Source organism: Arthrobacter sp. CMU6, from assembly GCF_059090205.1.
Map to the genome: position 1 here is coordinate 71049 of NZ_JBNHFL010000023.1, position 17576 is coordinate 88624.

Genomic DNA, 17576 nt, shown 5'->3' on the forward strand with positions numbered 1-17576 from the left:
GCGCTTCCTTGTCCGGCTCTGTAAAGCCGCGGGCCGGAGACCTAGCTCAGGCTGGCGACGATCTTGTTGAGCGTGGCGGACGGCCGCATGACGGCTGCAGCCTTCTCGGCGTCCGGGCGGTAGTAGCCGCCGATGTCCACCGGCTGGCCCTGGGCGCCCAGCAGTTCGGAGACGATGGCTTCCTCGTTGGAGGTCAGCGCGTCGGCAACCGCCGCGAACGAGGCTGCCAGTTCTGCATCCTCGGTCTGCTTGGCGAGTTCCTGTGCCCAGTACTGGGCCAGGTAGTAGTGGCTGCCGCGGTTGTCGATCTCCCCGGCCTTGCGGCTCGGGGACTTGTTCTCCAGCAGGAACGTGCCGGTGGCACGGTCCAGGGTGTCGGCGAGGACCTGGGCGCGGGCGTTGTCCGTGGTGTTGGCCAGGTGCTCGAAGCTGACGGCCAGTGCAAGGAATTCGCCCAGGCTGTCCCAGCGCAGGTGGTTTTCCTTCAGCAGCTGCTGGACGTGCTTCGGGGCGGAGCCGCCGGCTCCGGTCTCGAAGAGGCCGCCGCCGTTGATCAGCGGAACGATGGACAGCATCTTGGCGCTGGTGCCCAGTTCCAGGATCGGGAACAGGTCCGTCAGGTAGTCGCGGAGCACGTTGCCGGTGACGGAGATGGTGTCCTCGCCCTTGCGGATGCGCTCCAGGGTGAAGGCGGTGGCCTCGACCGGGGACAGGATCTCGATCTGCAGACCCTCGGTGTCGTGCTCCTGCAGGTATTCGCGGACCTTCTCGATGAGCTTGGCGTCGTGTGCGCGGGTCTCGTCGAGCCAGAACACGGCGGGGGTCTGGGAGGCGCGGGCGCGGTTCACGGCCAGCTTTACCCAGTCGCGGATGGGCAGGTCCTTGGTCTGGCAGGCGCGCCAGATGTCACCCGGGGCAACTTCATGTTCGATCAGGACGTTGCCCGAGCCGTCGACCACCTGGATCTTGCCCGGAACCTGGGCTTCGAAGGTCTTGTCGTGGCTACCGTATTCCTCGGCGGCCTGGGCCATGAGGCCAACGTTGGGGACGGTGCCCATGGTGGTGGGGTCGAAGGCGCCGTTGGCGCGGCAGTCGTCGATGACAACCTGGTAGATGCCGGCGTAGGAGCTGTCCGGGAGGACTGCCAGGGTGTCGGCTTCTTTGCCGTCCGGGCCCCACATGTGGCCGGAGCTGCGGATCATGGCCGGCATGGAGGCGTCCACGATGATGTCGCTCGGGACGTGGAGGCTGGTGATGCCCTTGTCGGAGTCGACCATGGCCAGCGCGGGGCCTTCGTCCAGGCCCTTCTTGATGGCTGCCTGGACACCTTCCCGGACGTCCTCGGGGAGCTCTTCGAGTCCGTTCAGGATCGCGGCCAGGCCATTGTTGGGGCTGATTCCGGCGGCGGCGAGCTGCTTGCCGTAGGTGTCGAACAGTTCGGCGAAGTAGGCCTTGACCACGTGGCCGAAGATGATGGGGTCCGAGACCTTCATCATGGTGGCCTTCAGGTGTGCGGAGAAGAGCACGCCCTCTTCCTTGGCGCGGGCCACCTGAGCTGCCAGGAACTCGTCCAGGGCGGCGGCGCGCATCACGGTGCCGTCGATGACTTCACCGGCGAGGACCGGGAAGGCCTTCTTCAGGACCTTGACCGTGCCGTCCTCGCGGACCAGCTGGATTTCGATGGTGCCGTCGGCCGGAATCACCACGGATTTCTCGTTGGAGCGGAAATCATTGGCATCCATGTGTGCCACGTTGGTCTTCGACTCGGGGGTCCAGGCACCCATGGAGTGCGGGTTCTGACGAGCGTAGTTCTTGACCGAGAGGGGCGCGCGGCGGTCCGAGTTGCCTTCACGCAGGACCGGGTTCACTGCGGAGCCCTTGATCTTGTCGTAGCGGGACCGGACAGCGGTCTCCTCGTCGGACGAGGGGTTGTCCGGGTAGTCCGGCAGCTTGTAGCCCTGGGACTGAAGCTCGGCAATAGCGGCCTTCAGCTGCGGAACGGATGCGCTGATGTTGGGCAGCTTGATGATGTTGGCTTCCGGCTTCTTCGCCAGTTCACCCAGTTCAGCCAGGGCGTCACCGATGCGCTGCTCTTCAGTAAGGTAGTCGCCAAAAACGGCGATGATGCGGCCGGCCAGCGAAATGTCGCGGGTCTCCACCTGCACACCTGCCGTGGACGCGAACGCCTCGATGATCGGCAGGAACGAATATGTGGCCAGCATCGGCGCTTCGTCGGTGTGGGTATAGATAATTTTGGCCATGCTCGGGCGTCTCCCTGAAGGTCGGCTTGTATCTGGTATTCCGGTCTATTTCACCAACCTTTAACTTACCCGAGGTGAACCGGATGAACCTTACCCGGACGGCCGGATTCCCTTGCGTGACCCGCTTCCCGTGTCTTCCGCCACACTATCCATTGTCCCCGGCGCGCAGGAGTCCTAATCTTTCTCTCATAAACGAATACCGCTTCGGCGGCTGAACTCAGTTGGAACCCCTTGCGGCAGGGGCAGATCAGCACACCCCTACCTGGCAAACACAAAAACTTGAACCGTCACTAACCGAGCTTGTCATCCCCGGGTAGGTCAATCAGTCACCCGGCGTGCCTCCCGGGGCCCGCCCCACCTGATAGGTAGGACCGCAATGACGAGCAAAAAGACTCTGGCCGGCAGCCTTCTGAGCCTCTCCACAGGACTGCTGCTGGCTGTGAGCGCCATCGGCGGCGCAACAGCCTCTTCTGCCACGACTCAAGATCCCAGGGCGCTGCCAGTCGCCAGCACCGCCATATCAAGCTCGACGGCCGCTTCGTATTGGACCCCGGAACGCATGCGTGCCGCAGTCCCCGGCGACGTTCTTGCCGAACAAGCGGTGGCCCGGCACGAAGGCAAGGGCAGGAAGGGCAGCCCCGAGACCACCGAAAACCGTTCCAGCAAGAAGATCAGCGGGACCACAGGACAACGCCGGATTGCAGCACTGCACAAGGATGAAAGCCCAGTGAGCCATATTGGCAAGGTCTTTTTCACCCTCGCCGGCGTGAATTATGTGTGCTCCGGCAACTCGGTGGTCGCCGACAACTCAAGCACGGTGGCCACTGCTGGCCACTGCGTGAATCAAGGACCTGGCCCATTTGCAACGAACTTCGTCTTTGTCCCCGGCTATTACAACGGATCAGCGCCCTACGGAAAGTGGCCTGCCAAGGCCCTCTACGCCCCGTCGGAGTGGAGCAGCGAGGGTAACTTGGAATTCGATACAGGCTTCGCCGTGGTTGCTTCCGTCGGAGGCGAGGTTCTGGCCGACGTCGTGGGGGCTTCGGGGGTACTGTTCAATGAGGAGCGAGGCCTGAGCTACAAGTCCTTCGGATACCCGGCCGCCGCGCCGTTCACGGGCCAGACCCTCGTCAGTTGCAGCGGCAAGGCCTCTAACGATGCCATCAATCCACAGTTCAATTCCCAAGGAATTTCCTGCGACATGACCGGGGGGTCTTCGGGCGGTCCCTGGTTCATCCCGGGGGATGGCGATACGACCGAGTTGGGCTACCAGAACTCGGTCAATAGTTACGGCTACGGCACCCGCTCCGTCAAGATGTTCGGACCATACTGGGGCTCCGTTATTGAGAACACTTATGACACAGCATCATCCGCCAATTGATGAGGGGCCTGCCCCGAAAAATGCTGTTAGCCGCTCGGAGGTCACCCAGACGCCCGAGGAGATCCTGGCCTACTGGACCCCGGAACGGATGGCCCAAGCGGTCCCCCGGGACATCCGCTTGCCGGATCCGGAGGATAGGGAACCCCGGGCCAAAGGAAAATAACCCAGGCTAAAGCCCGACGGCGGCCGTCCCATTAAGGGGGACAGCCGCCGTCGGGCTTTGCTGGGCCCACGCCGCCCGGGTTCCCTGGCCGAAGCGCAGCGAGGTTAGGGAGGCGGTGGGGATTAGTGGAAGAAGTGGCGGGCGCCGGTGAAGTACATGGTGATGCCCGCAGCGTTGGCCGCGGCGACAACTTCCTCGTCACGGACCGAACCGCCGGGCTGCACCACGGCGCGGACGCCGGCGTCGATCAGGATCTGCAGGCCGTCGGCGAACGGGAAGAACGCGTCGGAGGCAGCCACAGCGCCGCGGGCACGGGCGGGAGCGCCGGCTGCGGCTGCGTTGGAAGCTCCGCCGGCGCCGTCGACGTCGGACTCAACCTGGACACCCAGGGTGTTGGCCCGCTCGACGGCGAGCTTGCAGGAGTCCAGGCGGTTGACCTGGCCCATGCCAATACCCACTGCGGCGCCGTTGGAGGCGAGCAGGATGGCGTTGGACTTGGCCGCGCGGCAGGCGGTCCAGGCGAAAGCGAGGTCAGCCAGCGTGGCGTCGTCAGCGGCCTCGCCGGCGGCAAGGGTCCAGTTGGCGGGGTTGTCGCCGTCGGCGTCCACCTTGTCGGTGACCTGCACCAGCACGCCGCCTGAGACCTGGCGGATTTCGGCCGGGTAGCGGCCGTACCCTTCCGGCAGTGCCAGCAGGCGGATGTTCTTCTTCTTGGAGAGGATCTCCACGGCTTCAGGCTCGAAACCCGGGGCGATGACCACTTCGGTGAAGATGCCGGCCACGGTCTGGGCCATGCCGGCGGTGACCGTGCGGTTGGCCGCGATGACGCCGCCGAAGGCGGAGACGGGGTCGCAGGCGTGTGCCTTGGCGTGGGCATCGGCGATCGGGTCCGCAGCGTCGGGGGACGCCACCGCCACACCGCAGGGGTTGGCGTGCTTGATGATGGCCACGGCGGGCTCGGCGAAGTCGTAGGCAGCGCGGAGTGCTGCGTCGGCGTCCACGAAGTTGTTGTAGCTCATGGCCTTGCCGTGGATTTGGTCGGCCTGGGCGATGCCCGCCGGGGCTGCCTTGTCGACGTACAGTGCGGCCTGCTGGTGCGGGTTCTCGCCGTAGCGCAGCACCTCGGAGCGTTCCAGGGCGAGGCCGGCGTAGGCGGGCCAGTCGATGACGCCGTCGCCGTCCTCGTCGAGGAACTGGCTGGCGGTCCACGTGGCTACGGCGGTGTCGTAGGTGGCGGTGTGCGCGAACGCCTTCGCGGCGAGCCGGCGGCGGGTCTTAAGGTCGAAGCCGCCCTCGGCGGCGGCGCGGACCACGTCGCCGTAGAACGCCGGGTCCACCACAATGGTGACGGCGGCGTGGTTCTTCGCTGCGGAGCGCACCATGGCGGGGCCCCCGATGTCGATCTGCTCCACGACGTCGTCCTGCGCGGCACCGGACTTGACCGTCTCCACGAACGGGTAGAGGTTCACCACGACGAGGTCGAAGGCTTCGATCTCCATCTTGGCGAGGGTCTCCATGTGGGCGGGGACCCGGCGGTCCGCGAGGATGCCGCCGTGGACGCGCGGGTGCAGGGTCTTGACCCGGCCGTCGAGCATCTCGGGCGAACCGGTGACCTCTTCGACTTCCTGGACAGGAATGCCGGCCGCGGCGATCTTCTTGGCGGTCGAGCCGGTGGAAACGATTTTGACGCCTGCTGCGTGCAGGCCCTTGGCGAGCTCCTCCAGACCGGTCTTGTCGTATACCGAGATCAGGGCCCGGCGGATGGGAACACGGTCAAGCTGCGTCAAGCTCACAAAAGTCTCCGTCTTTATCTCGCGGTTGATGTGCCGCGGTTGGTGGGGATACGGCCAGTTTATCGTGTCGGCGGGTCCCCTCCCGCTGGCGGCGCCAGTGTGAAGGCGGGGCGTGAAGGCCCGGCGCTCCCCCGGGCTGGGGCCCGGCGCTGCGGGGTCCTCCGCAACGTAAGGTTTAAGCAGGAGGCCGAAATGAACATTTACACCGCTGTGCCCAGCGGCGAGCAGGTAGTCCAGGAACTGCCATGGCGCTGGAAAGTGCAGGGCCGTATCTTCGTGATCGGCGGCCTGGGCTTCATGTTCGACGCTTGGGACGTCACCCTCAACGGCATCCTCATTCCGTTGCTCTCCACCCACTGGAGCCTCACGCCGGGTGAGGCTGGTTGGATCGGCACCGCCAACCTGATCGGCATGGCACTGGGCGCCTTCATCTGGGGCACCATCGCCGACACCATCGGGCGCAAGAAGGCTTTCACGGCCACGCTGCTGATTTTCTCGCTGTTCACCGTCCTCGGCGCCTTCTCCCCCGACTTCCTCTGGTTCTGCCTGTTCCGCTTCATGGCCGGGTTCGGCCTGGGCGGGTGCATTCCCGTGGACTACGCCCTGGTGGGTGAATTCACACCGCGCCGGCAGCGCGGCAGGGTCCTCACCGCTATGGACGGCTGGTGGCCTGTGGGGGCAGCACTCTGCGGGTTCGTGTCCGCCTGGCTCGTGGCCGCGTTTGCCGACTGGCGCCTGACGATGCTCGTCATGGTGCTGCCTGCGCTGCTGGTGTTCTGGGTCCGGCGCAGCGTTCCCGAGTCGCCGCTGTTCCTGATCCGCAAGGGCCGCCGCGACGAAGCGGCGCGGGTGATTGACGGCCTGGTCGAGGCCACCGGTGCCGAACCCCGGGCCTACAGCCTGCCCGAGCCGCAGGCCGTGCCCCGGCTTTCCGCCGGCAGCGCGTGGCAGCAGCTGCGTGGGGTCTGGCAGTTCAACTGGAAGATCACGGCCGCAGCCTGGGCCCTGTTCATGAGTATCCTGCTGGTCTACTACCTGTCCCTGACCTGGATGCCGCGGATCCTGATCGGCGCCGGGTTCGCCGAATACAAGGCGTTCCTGACGACGGCGGGGATGGCCGCCGTCGGGCTTCTGGGCGTGATCGCGGCAGCGCTGCTGGTGGAACGCGTGGGCCGCAAGTGGCTACTGGCCGTGACGGGACCGCTGTCCGCGCTGATCCTGGTGGTGGTGGCGTTCGTGGTGGATGTGCCCACGGCCGCAGTGTTCTGGTTGCTGGTGTTCGGTTTCGTGGTGCAGGTGGCCATCCCGGTGCTGTACGCGTACGTTTCCGAGCTGTACCCCACGGAGCTGCGCGGCAGCGGCTTCGGCTGGGCCTCGACGTTCTCGCGGCTGGGGGCAGGCTTCGGCCCGCTCATCTTCGCGAACTACTTCTGGCCGCAGCTGGGGCTCGCCACCTCCTTTGCCCTCGCCGGCGCCCTGGTAGTCCTGGCCGTACTGTGGATGGCGTTCTTCTCCCCCGAAACCCGCCAGCGCCGTCTCGAATAGCTGCCGGTTCCCTCCAATCCGGTAGCAGAAGAGGGCGTTCCCAAGGCTGGGAACGCCCTCTTCTGCTTCTTGGATGGGGGTGCGCGGCGGCCGGAGCAGCGGAATCCCGCCACCCCGGCCCTTTCGGGCTGGTGCGCCAGCCGCCGCTACTGGATGCAGGTCGCGTAGACGGTGATCGGCGTAGTCCTGGTCTGGGTAACGGACCAGCCCTTCTGCCCCCCGGCAGCCGTGGTTGGCTGGCTGGCCGTCACCTGATTGCCGGAAGTCGTAGCAAGGCCGCTGAAGCCGCCGCCCATGGCCACTTGACCGGGGTCGCACAGGACCGTCACGGTCAACGTCGACGCGGTGAGCGACTGCACAGTCACGCTCGTTGAAGCAGCGGCTCCTGTGGCACCGGTCGCACCCGTTGCACCGGTAGGGCCCGCAGGACCGACCGCGCCGGTGGCACCGGTCTCGCCCTTCTCGCCTGGGGCGCCGGTCGCACCGGTCGCCCCGGTCTCGCCCTTCTCGCCTTGGGCGCCGGTCGCACCGGTGGCACCGGTCGCCCCGGTCTCGCCCTTCTCACCCTGGGCACCGGTCGCCCCGGTCTCGCCCTTCTCACCCTGGGCACCGGTCGCCCCGGTCTCACCCTTCTCACCCTGGGCACCGGTCGCTCCGGTCTCACCCTTTTCCCCTTGGGCACCGGTCGCCCCGGTCTCACCCTTCTCGCCCTGGGCCCCGGTCGCACCGGTCTCACCCTTCTCGCCCTGGGCCCCGGTCGCACCGGTCTCGCCCTTCTCGCCGGTCTCGCCCTGGGGGCCGGTGTCACCCTTTTCCCCCTGGGCGCCGGTGGCCCCGGGCTCGCCCTGGGTTCCCTGGGCGCCGGTGGCGCCTTGGATGCCCGGGATGCCTTGGATCCCCTGGCTGTTCCAGGAGATGGGAGTTTCCTTCTTGGTGTCGCAGGTGGAGCCGGCGGACAGAATCCGCAACTGGCCGCCGTTGTTGTTATTGAAGCAGCCACTGATCTCGCCTGCGGCGGACGTCGTCGCCGAGGCGTACACAGCTGTGACGGCACCGGTGCCGAGAACTAGTGCTGCTGTAAGGCACAAAACTTTTGGACTCGATTTGGTAATGCTGAAGTGCGACATAAGAGACCTCCTGGCAAGCCGCGTGCTGGATGAGACGCAGTCAGCGTACGAGCCGCCTCCGCAGCCAGCCAGCGTAATTCCGGCGTTGAGGTACCCGTCTTTTCGGGGGCACTACCCGGGCCGTCGGCCCCGATTACGCGCCTTGGGCATGCATGCCGCACCTGCCGGTGCGGCATGACGCATGGTCCCGCCAGCCAGGCCTAAACAAGTAGTGGGCCGGTCCCCATGGGCCCCCAAACTGGGAGCCGACGGTCAATTAGGCCATAGAGTGCGCGGCCGCGAGGGACGCCAGGGTGGAGACCAGCAGGCGGCGCTCCACAACCTTGATCCGTTCGTGCAGGGATTTCTCGGTGTCGCCCTCCTCGATGGCCACGGCCTCCTGCGCGATGATGGGCCCGGTGTCCACACCGGCGTCGGCCCAGTGCACGGTGCAGCCGGTGACCTTGACGCCGTAGGCCATGGCATCGCGGACGCCGTGCGCGCCGGGGAAGGACGGCAGCAGGGCGGGGTGGGTGTTGAGGTATTTGCCGTCGAAGGCGTCGATGAACTCGGGGCTCACGATCCGCATGAAGCCTGAGGACACCACCACATCAGGCTGGTACGCGGCAACGGCCGCAGTCAGCGCGGCGTTCCATTCCGCGCGGTCCGGGTAGGCCTTGAAGTCCACCACAAACGTCTCGATCCCGGCGGCTGCAGAGCGCTCCACGCCGAATGTCCCAGGGCGGTCCGCACCTACCGCGGCGATTTCCACGTCCAGGTCGCCGGCTTGGACGGCGTCGATGACGGCCTGGAGGTTGGAACCGGTTCCGGAGACGAGGACTACTATGCGCATTGCTCAAGCTTAGGCGGCTGCTCGCGTAGGCTGGAAAACATGAACCCCACTCCGGGCCCCCAAGGGTCGCAGCGGACCGCGCGTCCGCTCAGCGAGGAAGCCAAAGCCTCGCTCCAGAAGACGCACACGCTGTTCCGCATGTTCATTGTGGCCGTGCTGGGCGCCTTCTTCGTGTTCCAGCTGGACATCGCCTACCTTTGGCTAACGGCCATTCTGACGGCCGCGGGCATCGCGCTGGGGATCATGGTGCTCATCCGGGCCGTCCGGTTCAAGGAATCCAAACTGGTGCTGTTCGGCACCATCTCCGGCCTGGTGGTTTCCGCCGTCATGGTGCTTCTGGTCCTGACTTCGGCGCTGTTCTTCAACCAGGTGCGCGACTTCCAGCAATGTTCCCGCCAGGCGCTGACCAGCAAGGCAAGCACGGAGTGCCGGGTCCAGCTGGAGAACTCGCTGCCCGGACCGCTCAGGCAACCCGTCCGGTAGGGCCGGCCCCGCGCCCACCAAAGCTATTTGCTGCTCGGGGCAGTCCCCAGCTCGGCGTCCCGCAGCTGCCGGCGTTCCAGCCACGGTCCCGCGGCATACCCAATTACGACGCCGATGCCTACTTCCGCTGCCAGCCAGACTGCCGTCCACAACGGGTCCGGGCCAATGTCCGAGAGGCGGCCGATGCCGGCCGAGCCGCGCGCCAGCCACGCGAGGGCTGCGGTGAGCACGCCCGCTGCAGTCCCGACGATCAGCGCCAGGAACAGCGTGGACGCGGCGGCGGTCAGCCAGCGGACGCGGAGTTTGATGGACAGCCATTCGTCGAAGTGGTTTTCGCCTTCGCGCAGGAACCACCAGCCGGCCAGGACTCCGGCGAGCACGGGAACCACCAGCGCCACCGGTCCGTAATCGAGCGGACCGGACGGGATCGCAGCAAAAACCGGGATGGTGGGAAGCGGTCCCACGGCGGTTCCCAGCGGGCCCACCTGGGAGCCTGCGCCGAGCGCGAATCCGGAGCCGGTCAGCCACGCGAGCGCGAAGACGGCGAGGTTGGGCAGGAAGCCGAGCTGCGCAATGGTGAGCGCCGCGCCTCCGACAGGGCCGGCGTCGAGCCCTTCATAAACCGCCACCACAAGGTTCCAGTGGATAAACAGGTCCACGGCCAGCAGCGCCGTTGAAATGGCGAGCGCCGCCATGACGGCCACGAAGCCCGCCTTGGCTGCCGAGGCCAGATACGACCCCGCCCACCGCGAATGCTGGCTGGTGCGGGCGATCCAGTCCACGGCGTCGACGCCGATCAGCCGGCTCCATGAACCGGCCTCACGCCGGGCGCCGATGACCATCCCGAGGCCGAAGGGAACCAGTGGCAGGAGTCCGGCCCACCACAGGAAAACCTCAACATCCTCGGTCCGGCAAATGAACCCAGTGGCAATGCCAAACCCCGCATAGACCAGCCACGACCCCAGCAGCGCCTGCCACAACTGGTCGGTGTACGACGCCCGGGCCAGGCGCCTGCCCGCCCGCCAGGCCAGCAGGAACGGGATGAGGGTCAGGCCCAGCGGAAGCAGCGACAGCGTGCCGGTCTCCGGCCTTGCGGCAGCGCCCTCCCCTACGGTGGTGAGGTACAGGGGTACCCCATGGATGACCAGCCACGCCTGGCCGGCCAGCCGCGCCAGGACATCGAAGCCGGCGCTCCCGAAACCCGAGGTCGCCCACACCGCAACGATGGGGGCGATGACCACCAGCGCGGAAATGAAGGCCGCCTGCGCGGACTCGAGCCCGCCCTGCAGCCACAGGGGCATGGGTAGGCCACGGTCGCCGGTCTGGTCAGCACGCAGTTTCATCGCCTCCCATCGTGCCACGCGGGGCCCGGCCCGCCCGTTTTCGACAGGCTCAACGGCCCGAGAAGTTGGACGGCAATACGCCGGTGCAGGCGCCCGGCCGGCTCTACCGCGGGCGCTTTTTCGGGAGTCGCGTCGTAAAATTAGCTTGTCCGCATTCAGTGGTTGGAGGCAGAAAATGACTACCGCATCCCCACATGCACACGGCGTTCACTTTGGCAGGACTGACGTCCAGAACGCTGGCATGGGTGTAGGTATTGTCTTGATGGTGGTCGGTGTGCTGGGGTTTATCCCAGGCATCACCGCACGGTATGGCGAACTGATGTTCTTTGGGCCTGATTCGCACGCCATGTTTCTCGGCCTGTTCCAGGTATCCATGTTGCTCAACATTGTGCAGCTGGTCATTGGCGCAACCGGCTGGGCCATGTCCAGGAGCGAAATGGGTGCACGGCGGTTCCTCATGGGAGCCGGTGCGCTGTACCTCGTCCTTAGCCTCTACGGGCTCAGTGTCGGAGTGGATTCGGCGGCCAACTTCCTGTCGCTGAACATGCTGGACAACTGGACGCACATGGTGCTTGGCGTGCTGATGATTGCCGCTGGCTGGATGTTTTCACGGCATTCGGTCGAGGACAGGAAATAAGCCCGGAACGCGAACGCCGGGAACTAGGAGCCGCGAATGAATAGATATCTAATCTGAGTATTCGTACTACCGGTTGGTGCAGGCGGCCACGCAAGGCGTGGGCGGCTGCACCAACTTAGTTTGCAGGCTCAGGCTCATTTGGCAGGCTCAGGCGAGAGACAACACGAAGGAAAGGACGAACCCGGCCGCGGTGCTGAGCGCGACGGCCGGCCCGCCATGTTCGTAGGCTTCGGGCATCAGGGTGTCCGCAAGGGAGGCAATGACGGCTCCGGCGGCGAAGGCCAGCGGCAAGGAGATGGTCTTCGGGTCAGTCCCGGACAACGGCCCTGCGCCGAGGACAACGGCGGCCACGAGCAGCACAGCGCAGATGGTCCACAGCCCCAGGACCGCACCGGGCGGACGGCCCTGGCTGCGCATGGACGCAGCGCCGACCAGCGCCTCAGGAAAGTTGGAGACGAAGATGGCGGCCAGTAGCGCCAGACCCCCCGTCCCCTCCCCCAGGGAAACCCCCAAGGCGACGTTCTCCGGCACGCCGTCAAGGGTTACAGCCGCCAGCAGCGCCATTCCCGCCGCGCCGCGGGTTGATTCGGGTGTTGGCGCCTTTTCCGCCGCAGCAGCATCGGTGTCCAGCTTGGCACTGCCGCGGAATTCATCCGCCGGCACCGCTTTGGCCTTTGGCTGCGCCCACCGGTCCAGCAACGCGCTCAGGGCTGTGAACACCACCGCGCCGGCCAGCAGGCCGAGGGCGGCCCGGACTATTCCGCCGCGCTGGTACGCGTCCTCGAACAGCTCGAAGGCCAGGGCCGTGATGAGTGCACCGGCGGCGAAGGAGAGCAGGATCGCAAGCAGCCGTTTGGGCAACTCAAAGCGGACACCTATAAGCGCACCTATAACAAGTGCGCTGGAAGCCACCACGCCGAACAGCAGGGACGTTCCCACACGGTCAGTATAGGGATGTGGGCTGCCGCCGGGAACGGCCCCGTGGCGACGATTATTTGAAGCGGATCACGGCGTAGGGCTCGCTGGGCAGAGTCCCGGCGGTCCACGGCTCCTCGGACGGTTCCGGGCGGACTTCGCCGCGCCCGTCGCGCAGGACCGCCCGCACCGTTGCCGCAACAGCGACGACGGCGGTCACGGCCAGCAGCACAAGGACGACGACGATGGACCCAGACATCCTTACAGCACCTTCTGCTCCAATTTTAGGGCGTTCCCGCCCACCCCGCTCATGCCCGAAAGCTTTTTCCTCTGGACGGAACCGGGCTCCGGGCATATTCTGATCTCCCATGGCGCTGGGGGGTGATCCGAATGGGCAACAGCTTGCGCTTTCTCAAAGCTGCGGTTGTACGCGCCCTGCTGGTGCCCGTTCTCCTGGCTTTGGCCTGGATTATTTGGGGCGCAACGGCCGCCGGTGCAGCCTCCGGGGACAGCGTCACCGCCGGTACTGTTGGCCCTGGTTCACTCACCGCGCGACCCCTCGGCACGGCCCCCGTGACTGCCATAGCGAAGTCGGCCGTAGCTGCCCCTCTGGCTTCTGCGGCATCCCAGGTGGCCCCGGCGGCCAAGTTGATTCCTGCCGTTCCTGCCCTTCCGGCGGCCCCCAGCGTCCCGGCCGCGGTCACCCGGCCCGTGGCGGCTGTCGTGGGCACGGTGACTCACACGGCCGGCACCGTGATCAATGAGGCGTCAACAGCGGTCAGCACCGCGCCCGCAGCGACGGAACCCGTGCTCGACAAGGCAGGCAGCCTAGTGACGGCCGCTGGGGACATCGTCTCAGCGGTGCCGCAACTTCCAGTCAGGCCCGCTGTGCCGGCCATTCCGTCGCTGCCGGTCCCTTCAGTCCCGGTCCCGTCCGTCCCGGTTCCTTCGCTTCCGGTCCCTTCCGTCCCTGCGCCGGAACTGCCCAACGTTCACGTACCGGGCGTCACGCGTCCAGCGCCGGGTCCCGAGGCGGGAGGCAACCCGCAGGATCCTGCTGTACGGCCTCATGCCCCTTCGCCCTCGGCGGTCCGGGCGGGGGCGAGCGCAACCAAGTCCGCAGACGATGATCTATCGGCAGCATCGGCCAGGACATTTGTCCCGGCCACATCCGCTACCGGCGCCGGACTGCCGCTCGCGGGCACGGGCCTTTCGTTGGCGCAGCTGGAGATGACCACGCCTCGGCAGCGAGAGCTGGCAGGAGCCAGCCCCGCAGCGCACAAAATAGCAGCGCACAAAATCCACATTGGTCACCGGCCCGCGGACGTCCACCTTCAGCACCTTGCCGTGAATGAGGCAACCCCGGGGAACGCCTCCTCAGGCTCCGGCGCCCAGGCCGCTGAAGTGGCCGGCGATTGGGACCGGACGCCACTGCACGCCGGGGCACGGGCGTTCGACGCTGCCCAGGACCTTCCCTCCAGCCCAGCCTTCGACCCGGGGTGTTCCCCCGACTGAACAGGTCAGCTCTGCCCGCATTCCGGGCAGAACAGACCGCCTGCGCAATCCTGCGCAAGGACCACCAGTTCAGTCAGGAGAAAATGTCATGTCTACCCACGCCCCGCTGTCGGCCGCCCCTCGCCCGTCCCGCCCGCAGTCCGGAGCCCTTGGCAGCCGGATCGGAAATTGGCCCGACCCCATGCGCGGCCGGATCGGAAATTGGCCCGACCCCATGCGCGGCCGGATCGGGAACTGGCCCGACCCCATGTCCGGCCTCATCGGCAACTGGCCGGACCCGATGCAGCAGCAGCGCTAAAGATGCCCGAGCGAAGCTGGAGTACGGTCCGGACCTGAGCCCGGACCGGCATGAGCCAATAGGAAAGTGTCGCCGCGCGCGGCGCGGCGACACTTTCCTCCTCAATGACGGAAACACTCACCCCAGGCCATGAACCTACTCAGGGCTGGAGTCGCCGGCGCCGGTTGGCTTCTGCCCTATTCCGGCGTTGTCCTCGGGCACCGGCGTAGCGTCCTGCCCGGCATCATCTGCTTCAGAATCCGCCGGACCCAAGTCAGGTTCCGCGGACGGGTCCGCACCCGAAGCCTCCTGCACGCCTGCTGTTCGCTCCGGGCCTTCTGTGCGTGCAGAGGCTTCAGGAGAGCCGGGCTCAACAGTGCCGTCGGTGGCAGTGGCGCCGACGACGGCGGCCGTTTCCTGGTTCTTGGCCAAGCCAGCCTTTGCGCGCCCCGGAAAGTAGCTGATCACACGCGCCAACTCACGGCCCAGGACTGTGCCCTCCACTACATCGGGTGGCAGCGCATCCTGCTCGGCTTTCCGTGCCGCCTCCAATGCCTGGCGGCCAGCTTCGGTTATGGATACCAGGTTGTGCCGCCTGTCCAGCGAACTGGACTCACGAACCACAAGGCCGGCGCTTTCAAGCCGCGAAAGCACACGGCCAATGGACTGACTGCGGACCTTGATGTCCGCGGCCAGCTGCTCCTGGTTCAGCGGACCATCCAAGAGGCCCTGCAGCGCGATGACTGCGGCGTGCGTGAGACCGAGTTCAGCCAATGCCTGGTCCTGCCTGCGCTGGACAAGCCTGGCCGCCATGGACAGCAGCTGGTGAGGCCCCCACTGCTCCGCGTCAGGATTCGGGACCATCGGTTTGAACCTTCTTTCCCCTTTGAGCCCGTGCTGGCAACACCGCCAGCCCAAAATGCCGAGACCGCCGGGGCCGGTAATCCGGCCCCGGCGTTAGGCACGTTAACGGCGGGTGTCCTCTACGCCGTCGGCCTCGATGCGCTCCTTGCGGACCTCTTCATCCACCGTCACTTCGTCCGTGACCGTTTCCGTGTCCAGCCTGACCCGCTCGACGGGAACAGTTTCCTTATCCACCACGGGACGTTCCTCGTGGAGCACCACCTCGTGTTCTGCTTCACTGATGCCCGGTCCCCGCAACGCCTCGTCCCGGTTTCCTTGCGTGATCGGTTCGCGCTCCAGCCGCACTTCCTCACGCTGAACGGGAACGGTCTGGGTCACGTTTTCGGTGACCACATATTTGCGCAGACGAGCCCGGCCTGCAGCCTGCCTTTCGGTGCCAACATTCAGGCGTTCCTCCGAACGGGTCATCGCGTCGTCATCCGCGGGTCCGGACGTATCGCGTTCGAGCCTCTCATCCGCAGCGCTGTACGTTCCACCGCTCCCGGCGGCAGCGAACGCCGCATCACGCTCGGTGGGCGTAAGGCCGGCCGCGGACTGGTCGGCCGTCCGGCCGGAGTCGGCGCGGTACCCCTTCCCGGCCTCGGAATAGGTCACGTTGCCATTTAGCCGGTAATGCTCGTAGAGCCGGTCCTCTTCTGAGGGGTCAAGGTGGCCCTCAGCGTCAACGCGCGGGGCGTCCTTGACCTGGTCCTTGCTGTAAGGGACAACAATGTCGGCTCCCTCAAGCCGTGCTCCTTCGAGGGGGATGAACGACTCCGACGTGCCGAAAAGGCCCGTGCGTGCCGTCACCCACGTGGGCTGTCCGTTCTCGTCATCCGCATACACCTGGCCGACGGACCCGATCTTGTGTCCGTCCGCGGAGAGGACGTTGCCGTTCTTGTTGAGCAGGTCGTCGATGTGTTCCTTGGTGAGCATGCTGTCTCCTTGGAGTTTGACTTCGTATTCACATTTGGCTGTACACGCTGAGGCCGACGACGGCGCAACGGCAGGTTAGGGCATGCTGTCGCCGCCTTGGGAAAGGCGTCTACCGCACCCTCCCGGGCAATCCGCCGTCGCGGCCGAGACCGGTGGTACGACCTCGCACCTATACCCTAAGCATGCTTACTATCAGATTGGCAAGCCTACTTAGCTTTTTCTTTGAGGCCGACACTCGCGTCGCCGGGCAAATACCCGCCGAGACCCCACGCCCGCGGACGCTTAAGGCGGCAACAGCAAAAGTTGGGGTGGGAAAAAATGGCAAGCGTGCTTACTATTTATTAGTAAACATGCTTATCATTGCATGCCAGCAACGCTGGTTCCTGTACAGCAGCTGCCCCTTTCGGAAAGAGAGAGCGAAGATGACTGAGAACCAATGGCCGCAGGATGACGACCTCACCACTCCCCCGGCCACACAGAATGCGGGTTACGGCCCCGGCACCACCGGGTACGGCGCAACTGGGGCGGGCACCACCGGCTACGGCGCTCCCGGCTACCAGGATGATGCGTCCTCGAAGAAGGACGTGGCGAAGGAAGAGGCCGCGAACGTTGCCGGCGAGGCCAAAGGTGCCGCCCAGAACGTCGCAGAGACCGCCAAGACCGAGGCGAAGAACGTCGCCTACGAGGCGAAGAACAGCGCCCGTGACCTGCTGCACCAGGCGAAGTCGGACCTGACCAGCCAGGCCGGCACCCAGCAGACCAAGGCCGCCGAAGGCATCCGCACCATCTCCTCGCAGCTGCGCACCATGGCCGACGCTCCGGACCAGCAGGGCGTGGCCTCGGACCTGATCCGGCAGGCCGCCGACCGCTCTGAATCGGTCGCGTCCTGGCTGGACAACCGGGACCCGGGCTCGCTCCTGAACGAGGTCAAGTCCTTCGCCCGCCAGCGCCCCGGCGCCTTCCTGCTCCTCGCGGCAGGCGCAGGCCTGCTCGCCGGACGCCTCGGCCGCAGCCTGCAGGCCGGCGCCCCCGAAACCTCGACGGCGACCGGTTACGCATCAACGACTGGTACTGTGCCGCCGTATCCCGTCCAGCCGCCGGTCACCGACAGCGGCCTGGACGCGGGGGTTGGCGCACCGCTCTACGACCGCGCCGAGCTGGGAGAACCGACCTACACGCAGCCGGCCTACGGCGAACCTGCATACGGGGAACCGGCCACCGGCCAGCCGGCCTACGGCGAACCTGCATACGGGGAACCGGCCACCGGCCAGCCGGCCTACGGCGTACCTGCCGTCGGTGAGCCGGGTTATGGCGAACCTGCCGTCGGTGAGCCGGGTTACGGCGAGCCGAGGCGGCGGGATACAGACGACACCGAGGGTGGGGGTCGTCCCCTGTGAGCAGCCAGATCCCCGATACCCCGCCGACGGCCGCGCACGCCAAGGCCGACACCACCTCCCTCGGTGAC

16 protein-coding genes are annotated in these 17576 nt (G+C 66.3%); 7 read left to right on the top strand and 9 right to left on the bottom strand.

Going from position 1 to position 17576, the window contains the following annotated elements; translation table 11 throughout:
- Positions 1–41: 41 nt before the first annotated feature.
- Complete coding sequence (locus AC5RWD_RS16400; RefSeq protein ID WP_494021024.1) at positions 42–2261, bottom strand: NADP-dependent isocitrate dehydrogenase; 2220 nt, start codon at positions 2259–2261, stop codon at positions 42–44.
- A 376-nt stretch (positions 2262–2637) separates the two neighbouring features.
- Between AC5RWD_RS16400 and AC5RWD_RS16405 the strand changes: the two genes are divergently transcribed.
- The gene (locus AC5RWD_RS16405) at positions 2638–3642 is read left to right on the top strand and encodes a trypsin-like serine peptidase (protein WP_494021025.1); all 1005 of its coding nucleotides are present in this window, start codon (positions 2638–2640) and stop codon (positions 3640–3642) included.
- 285 nt (positions 3643–3927) lie between these two features.
- Here the strand turns inward: AC5RWD_RS16405 and purH are convergent, their stop codons facing one another.
- Complete coding sequence (gene purH / locus AC5RWD_RS16410) at positions 3928–5598, bottom strand: bifunctional phosphoribosylaminoimidazolecarboxamide formyltransferase/IMP cyclohydrolase (RefSeq protein ID WP_494021026.1); 1671 nt, start codon at positions 5596–5598, stop codon at positions 3928–3930.
- A gap of 192 nt (positions 5599–5790) precedes the next feature.
- Here purH and AC5RWD_RS16415 point away from each other — a divergent pair, with 192 nt between their 5' ends.
- A complete protein-coding gene (locus tag AC5RWD_RS16415; protein WP_494021027.1) occupies positions 5791–7143 on the top strand; it encodes an MFS transporter in 1353 nt (450 codons plus the stop codon).
- A 146-nt stretch (positions 7144–7289) separates the two neighbouring features.
- Here AC5RWD_RS16415 and AC5RWD_RS16420 read toward each other — a convergent pair whose 3' ends face one another.
- Positions 7290–8270, bottom strand: coding sequence for a hypothetical protein (locus AC5RWD_RS16420; RefSeq protein ID WP_494021028.1), 981 nt, complete (start codon positions 8268–8270; stop codon positions 7290–7292).
- Between the two features lie 256 nt (positions 8271–8526).
- Positions 8527–9102: a phosphoribosylglycinamide formyltransferase gene (purN, locus tag AC5RWD_RS16425; RefSeq protein ID WP_494021029.1), complete on the bottom strand. Its 576-nt coding sequence runs from the start codon at positions 9100–9102 to the stop codon at positions 8527–8529.
- Positions 9103–9141: 39 nt separating this feature from the next.
- Here purN and AC5RWD_RS16430 point away from each other — a divergent pair, with 39 nt between their 5' ends.
- Positions 9142–9585 carry a hypothetical protein gene (locus AC5RWD_RS16430; protein ID WP_494021030.1) on the top strand — a complete coding sequence of 148 codons (444 nt, stop codon included), beginning with the start codon at positions 9142–9144 and terminating at the stop codon, positions 9583–9585.
- A 23-nt stretch (positions 9586–9608) separates the two neighbouring features.
- Here the strand turns inward: AC5RWD_RS16430 and AC5RWD_RS16435 are convergent, their stop codons facing one another.
- On the bottom strand, positions 9609–10928 hold the full coding sequence (locus AC5RWD_RS16435) for a cell division protein PerM (protein WP_494021031.1): 1320 nt from the start codon (positions 10926–10928) through the stop codon (positions 9609–9611).
- A gap of 175 nt (positions 10929–11103) precedes the next feature.
- On the opposite strand from AC5RWD_RS16435, the gene AC5RWD_RS16440 reads away from it, so the two are divergent.
- Positions 11104–11565, top strand: a complete 462-nt coding sequence (locus AC5RWD_RS16440) for a DUF4383 domain-containing protein (protein WP_494021032.1) — start codon at positions 11104–11106, stop codon at positions 11563–11565.
- 147 nt (positions 11566–11712) lie between these two features.
- On the opposite strand, the gene AC5RWD_RS16445 is transcribed toward AC5RWD_RS16440, so the two are convergent.
- Together AC5RWD_RS16445 and AC5RWD_RS16450 are read right to left on the bottom strand one after the other, a co-directional pair.
- Positions 11713–12504, bottom strand: a complete 792-nt coding sequence (locus tag AC5RWD_RS16445) for a ZIP family metal transporter (RefSeq protein ID WP_494021033.1) — start codon at positions 12502–12504, stop codon at positions 11713–11715.
- Positions 12505–12556: 52 nt separating this feature from the next.
- Complete coding sequence (locus AC5RWD_RS16450) at positions 12557–12739, bottom strand: hypothetical protein (protein WP_494021034.1); 183 nt, start codon at positions 12737–12739, stop codon at positions 12557–12559.
- Positions 12740–12870: 131 nt separating this feature from the next.
- Here AC5RWD_RS16450 and AC5RWD_RS16455 point away from each other — a divergent pair, with 131 nt between their 5' ends.
- Together AC5RWD_RS16455 and AC5RWD_RS16460 are read left to right on the top strand one after the other, a co-directional pair.
- Positions 12871–13995 (top strand): hypothetical protein, encoded by a 1125-nt coding sequence (locus tag AC5RWD_RS16455; RefSeq protein ID WP_494021035.1) that lies wholly within the window; start codon positions 12871–12873, stop codon positions 13993–13995.
- 88 nt (positions 13996–14083) lie between these two features.
- Positions 14084–14293 carry a hypothetical protein gene (locus AC5RWD_RS16460; RefSeq protein WP_494021036.1) on the top strand — a complete coding sequence of 70 codons (210 nt, stop codon included), beginning with the start codon at positions 14084–14086 and terminating at the stop codon, positions 14291–14293.
- 135 nt (positions 14294–14428) lie between these two features.
- Here the strand turns inward: AC5RWD_RS16460 and AC5RWD_RS16465 are convergent, their stop codons facing one another.
- Complete coding sequence (locus tag AC5RWD_RS16465; protein WP_494021037.1) at positions 14429–15136, bottom strand: MarR family winged helix-turn-helix transcriptional regulator; 708 nt, start codon at positions 15134–15136, stop codon at positions 14429–14431.
- Between the two features lie 102 nt (positions 15137–15238).
- Positions 15239–16111, bottom strand: coding sequence for a YsnF/AvaK domain-containing protein (locus AC5RWD_RS16470; protein ID WP_494021038.1), 873 nt, complete (start codon positions 16109–16111; stop codon positions 15239–15241).
- A 422-nt stretch (positions 16112–16533) separates the two neighbouring features.
- Between AC5RWD_RS16470 and AC5RWD_RS16475 the strand changes: the two genes are divergently transcribed.
- Entirely contained in the window at positions 16534–17508 is a 975-nt protein-coding gene (locus AC5RWD_RS16475) for a hypothetical protein (protein ID WP_494021039.1), read from the top strand.
- Positions 17509–17576: the final 68 nt, after the last annotated feature.

Coding starts and splice junctions, on each gene's coding strand:
- AC5RWD_RS16400 (WP_494021024.1), bottom strand. CDS start 2,261: ATGGCCAAAATTATCTATACCCACACCGACGAAGCGCCGATGCTGGCC.
- AC5RWD_RS16405 (WP_494021025.1), top strand. CDS start 2,638: ATGACGAGCAAAAAGACTCTGGCCGGCAGCCTTCTGAGCCTCTCCACA.
- AC5RWD_RS16415 (WP_494021027.1), top strand. CDS start 5,791: ATGAACATTTACACCGCTGTGCCCAGCGGCGAGCAGGTAGTCCAGGAA.
- AC5RWD_RS16420 (WP_494021028.1), bottom strand. CDS start 8,270: ATGTCGCACTTCAGCATTACCAAATCGAGTCCAAAAGTTTTGTGCCTT.
- purN (WP_494021029.1), bottom strand. CDS start 9,102: ATGCGCATAGTAGTCCTCGTCTCCGGAACCGGTTCCAACCTCCAGGCC.
- AC5RWD_RS16430 (WP_494021030.1), top strand. CDS start 9,142: ATGAACCCCACTCCGGGCCCCCAAGGGTCGCAGCGGACCGCGCGTCCG.
- AC5RWD_RS16435 (WP_494021031.1), bottom strand. CDS start 10,928: ATGAAACTGCGTGCTGACCAGACCGGCGACCGTGGCCTACCCATGCCC.
- AC5RWD_RS16440 (WP_494021032.1), top strand. CDS start 11,104: ATGACTACCGCATCCCCACATGCACACGGCGTTCACTTTGGCAGGACT.
- AC5RWD_RS16450 (WP_494021034.1), bottom strand. CDS start 12,739: ATGTCTGGGTCCATCGTCGTCGTCCTTGTGCTGCTGGCCGTGACCGCC.
- AC5RWD_RS16455 (WP_494021035.1), top strand. CDS start 12,871: ATGGGCAACAGCTTGCGCTTTCTCAAAGCTGCGGTTGTACGCGCCCTG.
- AC5RWD_RS16460 (WP_494021036.1), top strand. CDS start 14,084: ATGTCTACCCACGCCCCGCTGTCGGCCGCCCCTCGCCCGTCCCGCCCG.
- AC5RWD_RS16465 (WP_494021037.1), bottom strand. CDS start 15,136: ATGGTCCCGAATCCTGACGCGGAGCAGTGGGGGCCTCACCAGCTGCTG.
- AC5RWD_RS16470 (WP_494021038.1), bottom strand. CDS start 16,111: ATGCTCACCAAGGAACACATCGACGACCTGCTCAACAAGAACGGCAAC.
- AC5RWD_RS16475 (WP_494021039.1), top strand. CDS start 16,534: ATGACTGAGAACCAATGGCCGCAGGATGACGACCTCACCACTCCCCCG.